Raw genomic sequence first — 13,311 nt, 5'->3', positions numbered from 1 at the left:
AAGGCTTTCAAATAAATGAAAGCCTTTTTTAATATCTAAAAATTTTAAAATTTAGTTCTTGATAATTTTTTGTGTGAAGTTTACACTTTCACCGTTAACTTTCAAAACATATATTCCTGTTTGAAGGCTGTTCAAGTTAATTGATTTCTCAATATTAAAATCTTCGTTTATGTATTCGTTTACAATTCTACCATTGATATCGATTACTTGAATATTTACTTTACCAACAAAGTTATTTATTCTAATATTTAATAGATTATTTGTCGGGTTAGGATATACTCTAAATAATTCATTGTTTTCAAAATAATTAACACTTAACGTACAGTTTGGACCAGCAGCAGGTTCAGTGAAATCTTCTATTTGATCTTGACTCGAATTTGCGCTACCAGAGCTTGCATTAAGACCTAAACCTCTTCTTGCAAATGTGCTCCAAATCATACAATAATCTTGTCCTCCGGTTGTTGCTTGATCTGCTGCGATTAATGCATCTCTTGCAGAAACAAACGTAGGGTTACATCCGTCTAATTTAATTCCATCAAGTACTAATCGCATAACTTTGTTGTTTCCACCCGTACCAGTGTAGATATTTGAATCGTATCCGTACTTATCAATATAATTCCAAGCTAAATCCCATAGCATTACTGCCCAGATTGAACCCATTCCGTGAACTGAAGTGACGTCAATACCGTTAGCGTCGGTAAAAAATTGTTCGTTTGTTTTTCCAAAAGTATGAGGATTAACAGCCATATCAGTTGAATATCTAAATTCTCTGATTCCAGGACCATCAACGGCTTCGTTTTGTGCGAAAGTTCCAATTCCTCTAGCTCCATTTCTTGTATCACCTGGTTTGATTTGCATCATAAGCCAAAACCAATCAGACCATCCTTCACCTTGTTGTTCAGCACTATTTAAACAATTTCCAGATAATCTTGTTGAAATACCGTGACCATATTCGTGTGCAATAATTCCGTTATCGAAATCACCATCAGTATTAACAAATGCTGATGAACGTTCTAATTTAACATTTACAGTCGATGTTGCCATCTTTGTTATAATTGCGTCACCAACTTCTTTTGAAACGCTTATTGCAGGTATCGTAATTGTTGCATCTGCTCCAGCCATTCCAACAACTCCATCAACATTGTTTACAATGATTGCCGCAATTGCACCAGCGTTTTGAGCAGCTTTTACTTTGAATGCAAAAGTACAATCACCTCTTTTAATTACTGCTATTTTACCATTTATTGCAGCAGCGTTATTAATAGGTTGACAAGCATCTAGAACATCGCCGTCACCATCATTAACTAATACTAAATCGGATATAATTCCATTTGGACTTAGAGGAATAGGTACATTTCCTGGATTAAATGAATTGTCCCGCGCTTCTTTACCTCCAGCTATATCAGCAGGAGAATTTACTATTAAAAATGAAGGGCCAACATCCCATAAAAACATTTGCATTCTTGGTGCAGAGCCATCTGTTGGTGTTGAAAAATTTGCATTATTCAAATTTGGTGGACTTGCCTGAGATCCGTCTTGTGATTCTGCAATTACAGCATCATTTTGTGCTCCTCCGCGACCATAATTGTTAGCTTGAAAATTTTTATTAGCTTCATTAAATCCATATTGATACCATAAATCGTGCATTACATTGTTCATATAAAACAAGTTGGTATTTGCGGCATTTACATAAGTTGAAGCTACAGCAGAAGTACCTGGATAAGGAAAATCAAAAGTTAAATTAGGAAAAGTACCTGTACCAGTTGGACTTGTACCATTTGGTGAAGCTGTTGAGTTTGTTCCAGCAAAATCATTTCTTGCCCAAACATTGTTACCTCTAGTGATGTTGTATCTTAAAGTTGCATTAGTACCGGCAAGGGTATTTGCATCGTGCCATCCTTTAGGAGAAGCATTAGCCACAAACTCTGGGTTAGAAATTAATTGTCTTGTTGTGTGGTTTGGACTTTCAAAATTGTAAGGAATTACTCTGTAAGCAGTATTTCCTGGGTTTACAGCAAGAAACGTTTCCTTGTTTTTAAACATTGCGTTATTAAAAGAAATTCCTTTGCTGTTATTTTTGTGTGCGTGGTTACAACTGTTAGAGTTGAAATTACAAGAAATAACCAAATCTCTTTTTGTAAGGATTTTGCCATCAACTGCATCAATATCTATATTCCAAAGGTGATTGGTATCTTGAGTATAAAACTCAAAAGTCCAAGCTAGACGTAATGTGTTTTCAGTAGTTAAAATATAATTTAGTTTAGCTTTAACTGGATCTTCTGAAAGCGCTCCGTTTGTTAATTTGTAAGTGTTAGCTTGAGCTTCAATAATTTGAGTAGGGAAAATAGTCTCATTTAATTTGCTCAATACTTGTGTAAAAGCATTAGTAACTGAAATATAAGGAGTAGTCGTATTAACTTTTTGACTAATGTTATTTATAAACTCTTCTCCACCATTAATTACTTTATCATTTTTGATCCAAAAGTTAGAATCAGAATTGAAAATTTCAATTCCTTGGTATCTTTGTTTTACGTGATAGTTATTGATTCCTGTGCTTTCAGAACTAAAATCATTAACGATTACTAAGTCATTAATGTCATTAGTTTGAACTTGTATTTTTGAACGATTTTCATTCAAATATGTTTTAATTTTTTCTAACGGATTTTGTGAATATCCAATTATTGAAAATAAAAACAGTAGTAATAACAGATAATTTTTTTTCATAATTAATAGGTGTAGTTTTTAATTGGGTAACAAATCTATATTATTTTTTAGGTAATTGCAACAATTTTAGTTGAAAATCATATTTTTAACAATTGTTATTTGAAATTATTTGATTATATAAAACTGCATTTCCATCGGTTAACATCGAAACGAAATGGCAAATATGTAATAATCTGTCATACAAACTATTTTTTTCTAGATGGTATTTTTCTGGTAATATCTTCAATAATAATTGGTCGTAATTAGTTGCCTTTCCATCATAGTTATTATTATAGGCGGTAATAAATTTGTCCAATAAATTATTAATCATCTGATATCCTGACAGTTCTTTTTCAATTACCTCGCGGCTTTGATAGATATTTTTGACACTTAATTTGATAATATCATCAATTTGTGCTTTATATTTACTTTTATCAGTCAATGCGTAAGGGAATTCACCTTTTAGTATAGTTTCTTCGTTTTCAATAAAGATACGAACAGCATCATTAATTAGATTTCCAATAGCTAGTGCACGTAAGTAACTAATTCTGTCTTCTTTTGTAGTAAGAGTCTGATATTTATTGGTATCAATTGTGTCTTTAACTAATTTAATCAAATATTCTAAAGCAAAATCCTCAGATACTAAACCTAAATTAATACCATCTTCAAAGTCGATGATAGTGTAACAAATATCATCGGCCGCTTCAACCAAATAGGCAAGTGGATGGCGTTCAAAACCAATGTCATTGCCGGATTTATTTGGAATCAAACCTAATTCATTAGCAACTTCTGTAAAGAATTCTTTATCAGACTGAAAGAAACCATACTTTTTGTCGGCAATACTCGAAGTTGGTTTTTTGGGTAAACTTTCTTTCGGATATTTCATAAATGCACCAAGAACAGCATATGTCAGTCTAATGCTACCTTCGATTCCTGGTCTAGAGCTTGAAAGTACTGAAAATCCGTTGGCATTTCCTTCAAAATCTATTAAATCTTGCCATTCTTTTTCTGTTAGTTGGTCTTTGAATTTTTGCCCTTTTCCGATGGAGAAGTATTCGCCTATTGCTTTTTCTCCTGAATGCCCGAAAGGCGGATTTCCAATGTCGTGCGCTAACGATGCTGCTGCAACAATGGCGCCAAAATCATTAGATTGGTATCCGTGAATAGCCTGTAAATGGGGATATTTTTCGATTATTTTTTTTCCAACTAATCTTCCGATGGAACGTCCAACAACTGATACTTCTAAACTATGTGTTAGACGTGTGTGCACAAAATCGGTTTTTGAAAGTGGGATTACTTGTGTTTTATCTTGTAAACTTCTAAAAGCCGATGAAAAGATAATACGATCATAATCAACTTCAAATCCTAACCTTGTTTCGTCTTGTTCTATGCGTAGTCTTTTGCCTTTATCGCCTTGACGTTTTAGTGATAAAAGTTGTTCCCAGTTCATCATGTAATAGTAGATATTTTGATTTTAGATATTTTTTTTCATACAAATGCTTGTTGTCACATCTTGATATTGCCCGAAGTTTTCAATGATTTTGTAACCTAATTTTTGGTACAAATAAATAGCGTCTTTTTGCAAATAACCGGTTTCTAATAAAAGCGTTTTGTAGCTTTCTTCTTTTGCCCAAAATTCTAATTCAGTTAAAATTTTGGTTGCAATTCCTTTTCCACGATATTGTGGTAAAGTAAACATCCTTTTTATTTCTGCTGTTGTTGAATCATATTCTTTAAAGGCACCAATAGCAATTGGATTTCCATTTTCGTAGAAAACCAATGTATTTTTTAACAAGTTTGATTTGTTAAATTGTGAGTAAAACGCATGATCTTCTCCATCAATGATTGCTAAATAAGCATCGAGTTCAAGGACTAGTTTTTCAAAGTCAGGATGGTTAGATGTTGTTCTCTTAAGTGCTAACATTCATTATTCTTTATCGTTGGCAAGAAAGAAATTTCTGGATTTTTGTGGATATTGATTGTAGCTTTTATCACTAGGATTAGCGATTACTGTTTTAATATTTATTTCGTCACCCAATTTAAAATCTTTAGCAACCATTTGATAATCTAGTAAATATTCACCGCAGAAATAGTTGCCATTTTCGTCTTTTTCGATAATTCCAGTATAAACTCCTTTTTGTTTTGACATTTTGTTTTAATTTGTTTCAAATATACGAATTGCAAAAATATTTTCTAAAAATAAAAACAGCCATCGAGTTGATGACTGTTTGTAAAGTAAAGAAATTATGAAGCAAGTTTTATAATGTCTAATGAGATCTTTATTAATGATTCGATTGTTGGTTCACCATTATCATATTCAACAAGATTACTTACATCAATGTTAGATCTAATCTTTTCTTGATTTTTTACATAAAAAGTCTTTGAAGAACCATTTATCCCTAAAACAAAGGCAATTTCATCATATTCGCCTTTATTTAAAAAAGATATTTTTTCTGTACTTCTTGACATTGTGCTAAACAAATCGATTAAAGTTCTCTTTAAATTTTGAGCTTCGGATAGATTTTTGTCAAGTTTAAAAATTCTTTCTTCTCTTCCAAGTTCCAAGTCATTTTCGATTAAACGAAATTCTTTAAGTTTTCCAAAATCAAGATAATTTTGAATGAAGTATCTTGGTGGAGCTTGTCTTAATTCTAGGACATAATTTGAAACACCTTTCTTTCTCATAAAATTATTAAATGCACTTTCAAAAATTGATTTAACACCGTGATTTTCTTTCTTTTGAACTATCAAAAAGCCAAATTTTGAATTTTTAGGAACATGTATTAAGTAAAAGAAATCTTTTGAAAACAAATCCTTTTCATTGATGTTATACTTAAGTCTATTTGTTTTTCGTTCTTTAACTTTGCCCTTTTCACCTGTGTATGCAGAATCAAAATGACCAGAAACTGTTCTTTTGTTTGAATCATACTTCTGTAAATTACTCAAAGTAAAGGTTCGATATTTCCCTTGATTATCAATATAATCTCTAATGTTTTTATGGATATAACCACAAAAATCGTTCATTGTTTCTAATAAGTCTTCTTCCTCGTTATAGAAACTTAGCACTTGTTGCTCTTTCGCTTTGTTTAGAAGCGTAAATCTGTAAACCGATAAATTAATTTTTCTTTTCATTTTGTTTTCTTTTAAGAATTTTCTTGTTTAATAATTTTAATTTCATCTCTAATAGCTTGATTTAGAGTTAGTAATTAATTAAATTTAAATTCTGTGAAAATTAAACTTGGAAAGAAGATTTCGATTTTATACTTTTGAAGTATGAAAAAAGTAGGTGAGGTAACCTCATCATCTTTATAACATAAAATAAATGGCTGGCAGGCTTTATTTTTTATGTTTCCAAGTTAGGGATATCACAGATGTCCCTTTTTTTTTTTTTTTTTTTTCACTCTTTTTATTTTTTAAGTTAATACTTTTTGTTATAGCAAACATACGAATAACTTTCTTATTTAGAATGATTATAAATAAGAAAGTTATTAACAATATTTAATTTATTAAAAACATCTTTTCTTTTACAATTGCTCGATGCAAATATAATAGAAAAAATCTATACAAAATAGATTTTTAATAATATTTTTCTATGAACCACACATTTCGCAATCTTCTGGTCCAGCATTTTTAGCCATTTCAATCATTGCTCTGTATTCTTCAGCAGTCATTTCAACCGGTTCGTTTAAAACTGCAATTGGTTGTAGTGGTTCAGAAATACTCTTCACTTCTGCAATTGGTTGTTCTTTAACTTCAATTGGTTCAGCTTTTTTGTCATTGTTCAAGGTAAACTTGATAGCGTCAACTGCAGCTTTGGTTCTTAGGTAATACATTCCTGTTTTTAAACCTGATTTCCAAGCATAGAAATGCATTGATGTTAATTTAGCATAATTGGCATCTTGCATAAACAGATTCAAAGATTGTGATTGGTCAATAAAATATCCTCTATGACGTGACATATCAATAATATCTTTCATTGACATTTCCCAAACTGTTTTGTACAGTTCTTTTAAATCTTGTGGCACTGATTCAATATTTTGAACCGAACCATTGTTACGCATTATTTCTTGTTTCAAAGTTTCATTCCATAAACCTCTTTCTACTAAATCGTTTAGTAAATGTTTGTTTACAACAATAAATTCGCCTGAAAGTACACGACGCGTATAAATATTAGAAGTGTAAGGTTCAAAAGCTTCGTTATTTCCAAGAATTTGAGAGGTTGAAGCAGTTGGCATTGGTGCAACTAATAGTGAGTTTCTAACTCCATTGGCTAAAACTTCTTTTCTTAAAGCAGCCCAGTCCCATCGTCCAGATAGTTCTTCGTCTTTAATATTCCATAGGTTGTGTTGGAATTCGCCTTTAGAAATTGGTGAACCTTCATAGGTTGAATATGGTCCTTCTTCTTTAGCCATTTCCATCGAAGCGGTTACAGCTGCATAATATAATGTTTCAAAAATATCTTGATTCATTTGTTTAGCTTCATCACTTGTAAATGGCATGCGCATCATTATGAACGCATCTGCTAATCCTTGAACGCCAAGACCAACTGGACGATGACGCAAGTTAGAATTTTCAGCTTCTTTTACAGGATAGTAATTTCTGTCGATTACTTTATTTAAATTTCTTGTAACTCGTTTGGTTACATTAAATAACAATTCGTGATTGAATGTGCCATTTTCAACAAACATTGGTAACGAAATAGAAGCAAGATTACAAACTGCAATTTCATCTGCAGAGGTGTACTCCATAATTTCGGTACACAAGTTTGATGAACGAATTGTTCCTAAATTCTTTTGGTTAGATTTTCTATTTGCTGCATCTTTATACAGCATATAAGGTGTTCCAGTTTCAATTTGAGATTCTAGAATTTTCTCCCAAAGTTCACGTGCTTTGATTGTTTTTCTTCCTTTTCCTTGTTGTTCGTAGGAAGTATAAAGTGCTTCAAATTCATCGCCATAAACATCATCTAATCCAGGGCATTCATTCGGACACATTAAGGTCCAAGTGGTATCGGCTTCAACACGTTTCATGAACAAATCTGAAGTCCACATAGCAAAGAATAAATCTCTTGCTCGCATTTCTTCTTTTCCGGTATTCTTTTTCAGATCTAGGAAATCAAAAATATCAGCATGCCAAGTTTCTAAATATATAGCAAAGCTACCTTTACGTTTTCCGCCACCTTGGTCGACATATCTTGCTGTATCATTGAAAACACGAAGCATTGGCACAATACCGTTTGATGTTCCGTTTGTTCCTCTTATATAAGAACCTGTTGCACGAACATTGTGAATAGCTAATCCGATTCCACCAGCTGATTGTGAAATTTTTGCAGTTTGTTTTAACGTATCATAAATTCCGTCAATACTGTCGTCTTTCATTGTTAATAAGAAACAAGATGACATTTGAGGTTTTGGAGTTCCTGCATTAAATAAAGTTGGCGTTGCGTGCGTAAAGAATTTTTTAGACATCAAATCGTAAGTTTCAATTACAGATTCTAAGTCGTTTAAATGAATTCCAACAGAAACACGCATTAGCATATGTTGTGGGCGTTCTACAATTTTACCATTTATTTTTAAAAGGTAAGAACGTTCTAAAGTTTTAAATCCGAAATAATCGTAGTTAAAATCTCTAGTATATATAATGTGAGAATCTAAAAAAGCAGCATTTTCCTGAATGATTGCATGTACTTCTTCTGAAAGCAATGGTGCTTCTTGATTGGTTCTTGGATTTACGTAGTGATACATTTCATTCATCGTTTCAGAGAATGATTTGTTGGTATTTTTGTGTAAATTAGAGATTGCAATTCTTGCTGCCAATTGAGCATAATCAGGGTGCGAAATTGTCATTGAAGCTGCAGTTTCTGCTGCAAGATTATCTAATTCAGATGTGGTTACACCATCATATAATCCTTCAATAACTCGCATTGCTACTTTCACCGCATCAACTCTGTCATTTAATCCATAACATAATTTTTTGATTCTGTCGGTGATTTTGTCAAACATTACAGGCTCTTTATGGCCATCTCTTTTTACTACGTACATAGGGTTTGTTTTTTGTGAAATAGAAAATCCCTTCGCTATTTCGGGTTATTTGTAATCGGTTTTGCCACAAAGGCGCTAAGTCGCAAAGTTTTCACTTTACTTTTTTTGTTTTTAGAAGCTAATCCAGCTTTCCGTTGCAATCTTTTTAAGCATTTTCCTTTCGCTAATGCTACAGGATAATCCCAAAAAAGGATTTCCACTGCAATCTGGGCTAGACCACTTCAATGATTTGGGTATTCTTGTAATCTTCTTATTAAATTTTTTCTTCGTGCCTTGGTGTCTTCCTGGCAAAAAGGCGAGAAATTAAAAATCAGCGTCAAAACTAATTTTGCTTGATTCTGCGTCAGCATTCATTACACCTGCTTTTTGGTATTCTGCCACTCTTTTTTCAAAGAAGTTGGTTTTACCTTGAAGTGAAATCATGTCCATAAAATCAAAAGGATTTGAAGAGTTGTATTCTCTCTCACAACCTAATTCAACAAGAAGTCTATCAGCAACAAATTCCAAGTATTGTGTCATTAAATTTGCATTCATACCAATTAAACTTACTGGTAAAGATTCGGTTATAAATTCTCTTTCAATTTTTAAAGCATCAACTATAATTTCTCTGATTCGTGTTTTAGGCACTTTATTTATTAAGTGATGATTGTGTAAGTGTACTGCAAAATCACAGTGTACTCCTTCATCTCGAGATATTAATTCGTTAGAAAAAGTAAGTCCTGGCATTAAACCACGTTTTTTAAGCCAAAAGATTGCGCAAAATGCACCCGAAAAAAAGATTCCTTCAACTGCTGCAAAGGCAATCAAACGTTCTGCGAACGAATCAGAACCAATCCATTTTAAAGCCCAATCTGCTTTTTTCTTGATGGCTGGAAAAACTTCTAATGCATTAAACAAAGCTGCTTTTTCAGCGTCATCTTTTACATAAGTATCAATAAGTAAGGAATAAGTTTCGCTATGTATGTTTTCCATCATGATTTGAAAACCATAGAAAAACTTTGCTTCTGGATATTGTACTTCGTTGACAAAATTTTCAGCCAAATTTTCGTTTACAATTCCATCAGATGCAGCAAAGAACGCAAGAATGTGCTTGATGAAATATTTCTCATCATTACTAAGTTTATTGTTCCAGTCTGTTAAATCTTGATGAAGATCAATTTCTTCTGCTGTCCAAAAACTTGCCTCCATTTTTTTATACCATTCCCAAATGTCATGATGTTTAATAGGGAAAATAACAAAACGGTTTTTGTTTTCTTGAAGGATTGGTTCTAAAAAAGACATAATTATGGATTTTTTTAAGGTTTTTTTAACTTATTTCGTCAGATACAAAGATTGTCAATTTTAAATGAAAAAGAAAGCCAAACTTATTCACAATCGGACATAGTTTTTAACAATGCGTAGGAATAAAGCCACTTTCAATGTTTTTTGTAAACAATTGTTTAACAGTGAATTACAAGTAATAAAAAACCAAAAAATCCCTAAAAATAAGGGATTTATGAATTTTTACGATAAGTTTTCGTAATGATTTTGGAAGGGAATTTTGCAACAAAAATTAAACAAGAAATGCAACTTTCGATTGGTTGAAAGTTGCATTTTAAAATATTATTGTTTTAGTATTTTAAAAACCTTCTTTTCATTTTTTTCATTTCTGATTTCAAGAAAATAGATGCCATTTGGTTCGCTCAATTGAATTTGTTTTTCTGAAATTTGATTAAAATTATATTTTGAAATTAATTGACCTAACACATTTGTTATTGAAATCGATATTGTTTCTTGAAAACCTCCAAAATCAATATTTAAAATTCCATTATTTGGATTGGGATAGATTTGAATGTTTGAAAAGGAGTTGTTTTCTTGGTTTGATAAATTTTCAGGTTCAAGTTTTAAAACCCAATAGTCAGAACCACCAATTGGATTCTCTGTTATTTCACCAGATACAAAAGAGTTTGAACTTCCTGATAATAAAAATGAATTATCATTTGGTTGGTCTATTATTTCAAGACCATCTAAATCACTTCCGCCAATAGTTTTTTGCCATAAAATATTCCCAAATGAATCTATTTTCAGTATCCAAGCATCAAATCCACCTTTAGAATCTTCTGTTTTTTCAGCAGAGATATTTGAAGATGAAGAGCCTGAAATAATATAATTGCTATCATTTGTGGAAATTATGTTGCCAAAATAATCATCACCATTACCTCCTATTGTTTTTTGCCATAGAATAGTTCCTAATGAATCAATTTCCATAATCCAACAGTCATATCCTCCACGAGAATTCTCCAATTTTTCACCAGATATATTTGATTTTGATGAGCCAATTAAAACAAAATTATTATTCTTTGAGATAATATTTAATAAATAGTCTACATTATTACCACCTATTGTTTTTTGCCATTGTAAATCACCTAATGAATTAATTTTGACTATCCAAAAATCTCTCAAACCTCTTGAATCTTCAGTCTTATCACCTGAAATATTTGAAGTAGAGTCTCCACCTATTAAAAATCCTCCATCATTAGTTTGGACTACGCAATTTGCAGAATCAAAACCTGTACCACCAATTGTTTTTTGCCAAACAATATTTCCAAGACTATCTAATTTTAAGATCCAAATGTCAATTAAACCTTTTGAATTTTCAGTTTTATTTCCAGATATGTTTGAATCAGAATATCCTACAATGACAAAACCATTGTCGAAAGTGTTTTTTATAGCTGTTGGTACATCAACCAAACTTCCTCCAAATACTTTCTGCCATTGAATTATCCCAAATTCATTTAACTTTAAAATCCAGAAATCGTCACTATTATCGAATGAGTCAATTGTTTTATCTCCTGAAATTGGAGAGTCAGAGTGGCCTCCAATTATATATCCTCCATCCAAAGTTGACTTTAAGCAAGTAAAAACATCATCTTCATAAAAATTAGGATTACCACCACCAATCGTTTTGTCCCAGACTACATTTCCTAAATGGTTTATTTTAACTATCCAGTAATCTGAACCTCCTTTCGAATTTTCAGTTTTATCTCCTGATATATTTGATGTTGACCTACCTCCAATAATTAAACCATCATCAATTGTTACATCTGAGTTATTGTAGAAATCGTCATTAATTCCACCAATTTTATTTTGCCATAAAATACTAGGAGCTTGAGAAAAAGAAAGACAATGTATTAATATAAAAAATAGTATTTTCATTTAATTCAAAATTAATTTTTGTACAAAACTACTTGAATCATAACACCCTTTTCAGTCTCTTTTTTAATTATGTGGTATTTATTTGATTCAAGAAGTTCATAAAAATTAGGATTAGAGGCTTTTAGTGAATCCCATTCTTCTACAGTGAAAATATATCCGCCTAAATCATCTGTAATTGTGTCAGAACCACCTATTATCTGTTGTATTTCACAAATATAACCTTTATCAATAGTCAATGCATTACCAATAGGATATTGACCATTTTGCATTCCTAATTGCTGAATTATTAACGGACAATTAAAGGCAGGTAATTGAATGTCTGGTAAATCGTATGGATTATAGTTTACTAAATCAGGCAATTCATTTTCTGGAAAAACATAATTAAATCCCTTTTGAAATCTGAATCTTTCTGAATAATATGTACAAACAGTAGCTGTACCATTATTGTTGTCTACAACACTTTTTATAGCACCTAATACTTTTATGCGTTCAAAAGGCTCATACAAACTTTGTATTGAATTTCTTTTAGAGTCATACCTTTCTGGAACAATATTAAAAGCATTTCTCATTCTTATACCTTGTTCAGGAGTAAACGAAGGATTACATAAAATATCTTCTGACTCTGTTGTCATAAAATTATTTGAAGGAGAGCCTGTTATAAAAAAACCATTTACTGTCTGAGAATTTATGATACTCCCTCTACAATCGGTTGCTCCACCTGTATAATTGCAGTTGTTATCTGAAAATGTAGAACTTAGAAAAGGGAAGGTATCTTTTATTTGATCACCAGCAACATCAGCGTTATATTGAAGATTGAATGGTGTTCCTAAAGGAGTTGGTGTCCTAACAGCATGTTCGCATTCGCCACTACTAAAAAATGTATGAAGTAAACCAAAAGAATGCCCCATTTCGTGGCAAAGTGTCCAGGGTCTTATAAACCAGTTGTCATCAAAAATCGAAAATGGCCAGTAATATCCTGCTACTGCTGCTGCACCACCAACTTGATTTAGAATATAAATGTTAAATGCTTCGGGAATATTGTGTGTTGATATCATATTTCCATATGAAGTTGTATTGCCATAATTTAAAAAGGTCGTATTATTTATTGTGTCAAATCCATAATATTTAAAGAAAATATTAAATTGATTAAAATTTACGTTTAAATCACGTATAGCATTCATTACTTCTTCAAAACCTATTGTTAGTCCTGGAACACCATTACTATTTGTTCTGGTAACACCATCATCATTGTAAACAACATGAAATCTTACATTGAACACATGTTTATAAGAAGCATCATATAATATGTTACTTGGTTGAGAATTACCTTGATTATTGGGAAGGTAGAATTGTTCAGTTCCGCAAACTTGTG

9 protein-coding genes are annotated in these 13,311 nt (G+C 31.7%); all 9 read right to left on the bottom strand.

The window, feature by feature from the left end:
• Positions 1-51: 51 nt before the first annotated feature.
• Positions 52-2,724, bottom strand: coding sequence for a T9SS-dependent M36 family metallopeptidase (locus tag Q0050_RS15170; protein ID WP_298397836.1), 2,673 nt, complete (start codon positions 2,722-2,724; stop codon positions 52-54).
• 85 nt (positions 2,725-2,809) lie between these two features.
• Positions 2,810-4,153, bottom strand: a complete 1,344-nt coding sequence (locus Q0050_RS15165) for a deoxyguanosinetriphosphate triphosphohydrolase (protein ID WP_298397898.1) — start codon at positions 4,151-4,153, stop codon at positions 2,810-2,812.
• Positions 4,154-4,177: 24 nt separating this feature from the next.
• Positions 4,178-4,627: a GNAT family N-acetyltransferase gene (locus Q0050_RS15160; protein WP_298397833.1), complete on the bottom strand. Its 450-nt coding sequence runs from the start codon at positions 4,625-4,627 to the stop codon at positions 4,178-4,180.
• A gap of 3 nt (positions 4,628-4,630) precedes the next feature.
• Positions 4,631-4,852 (bottom strand): hypothetical protein, encoded by a 222-nt coding sequence (locus tag Q0050_RS15155; protein ID WP_298397830.1) that lies wholly within the window; start codon positions 4,850-4,852, stop codon positions 4,631-4,633.
• A gap of 95 nt (positions 4,853-4,947) precedes the next feature.
• Positions 4,948-5,835, bottom strand: coding sequence for a hypothetical protein (locus Q0050_RS15150; protein WP_298397828.1), 888 nt, complete (start codon positions 5,833-5,835; stop codon positions 4,948-4,950).
• Positions 5,836-6,293: 458 nt separating this feature from the next.
• Positions 6,294-8,744 (bottom strand): ribonucleoside-diphosphate reductase subunit alpha, encoded by a 2,451-nt coding sequence (locus tag Q0050_RS15145; RefSeq protein WP_298397825.1) that lies wholly within the window; start codon positions 8,742-8,744, stop codon positions 6,294-6,296.
• Between the two features lie 303 nt (positions 8,745-9,047).
• Entirely contained in the window at positions 9,048-10,025 is a 978-nt protein-coding gene (locus Q0050_RS15140; RefSeq protein WP_298397781.1) for a ribonucleotide-diphosphate reductase subunit beta, read from the bottom strand.
• Between the two features lie 321 nt (positions 10,026-10,346).
• Positions 10,347-11,939: a T9SS type A sorting domain-containing protein gene (locus tag Q0050_RS15135; RefSeq protein ID WP_298397777.1), complete on the bottom strand. Its 1,593-nt coding sequence runs from the start codon at positions 11,937-11,939 to the stop codon at positions 10,347-10,349.
• Positions 11,940-11,950: 11 nt separating this feature from the next.
• Positions 11,951-13,219, bottom strand: a complete 1,269-nt coding sequence (locus Q0050_RS15130; protein WP_298397774.1) for a hypothetical protein — start codon at positions 13,217-13,219, stop codon at positions 11,951-11,953.
• Positions 13,220-13,311 lie beyond the last annotated feature (92 nt).

The sequence above is a fragment of the Flavobacterium sp. genome, from assembly GCF_027483985.1.
GTDB lineage: Bacteria > Bacteroidota > Bacteroidia > Flavobacteriales > Flavobacteriaceae > Flavobacterium.
The sequence above is the reverse complement of the archived record's forward strand: the minus strand, read 5'-3'. Positions and strand labels throughout refer to the sequence as shown.

Coding starts and splice junctions, on each gene's coding strand:
- Q0050_RS15165 (WP_298397898.1), bottom strand. CDS start 4,153: ATGAACTGGGAACAACTTTTATCACTAAAACGTCAAGGCGATAAAGGC.
- Q0050_RS15135 (WP_298397777.1), bottom strand. CDS start 11,939: ATGAAAATACTATTTTTTATATTAATACATTGTCTTTCTTTTTCTCAA.
- Q0050_RS15155 (WP_298397830.1), bottom strand. CDS start 4,852: ATGTCAAAACAAAAAGGAGTTTATACTGGAATTATCGAAAAAGACGAA.
- Q0050_RS15150 (WP_298397828.1), bottom strand. CDS start 5,835: ATGAAAAGAAAAATTAATTTATCGGTTTACAGATTTACGCTTCTAAAC.
- Q0050_RS15170 (WP_298397836.1), bottom strand. CDS start 2,724: ATGAAAAAAAATTATCTGTTATTACTACTGTTTTTATTTTCAATAATT.
- Q0050_RS15145 (WP_298397825.1), bottom strand. CDS start 8,744: ATGTACGTAGTAAAAAGAGATGGCCATAAAGAGCCTGTAATGTTTGAC.
- Q0050_RS15160 (WP_298397833.1), bottom strand. CDS start 4,627: ATGTTAGCACTTAAGAGAACAACATCTAACCATCCTGACTTTGAAAAA.
- Q0050_RS15140 (WP_298397781.1), bottom strand. CDS start 10,025: ATGTCTTTTTTAGAACCAATCCTTCAAGAAAACAAAAACCGTTTTGTT.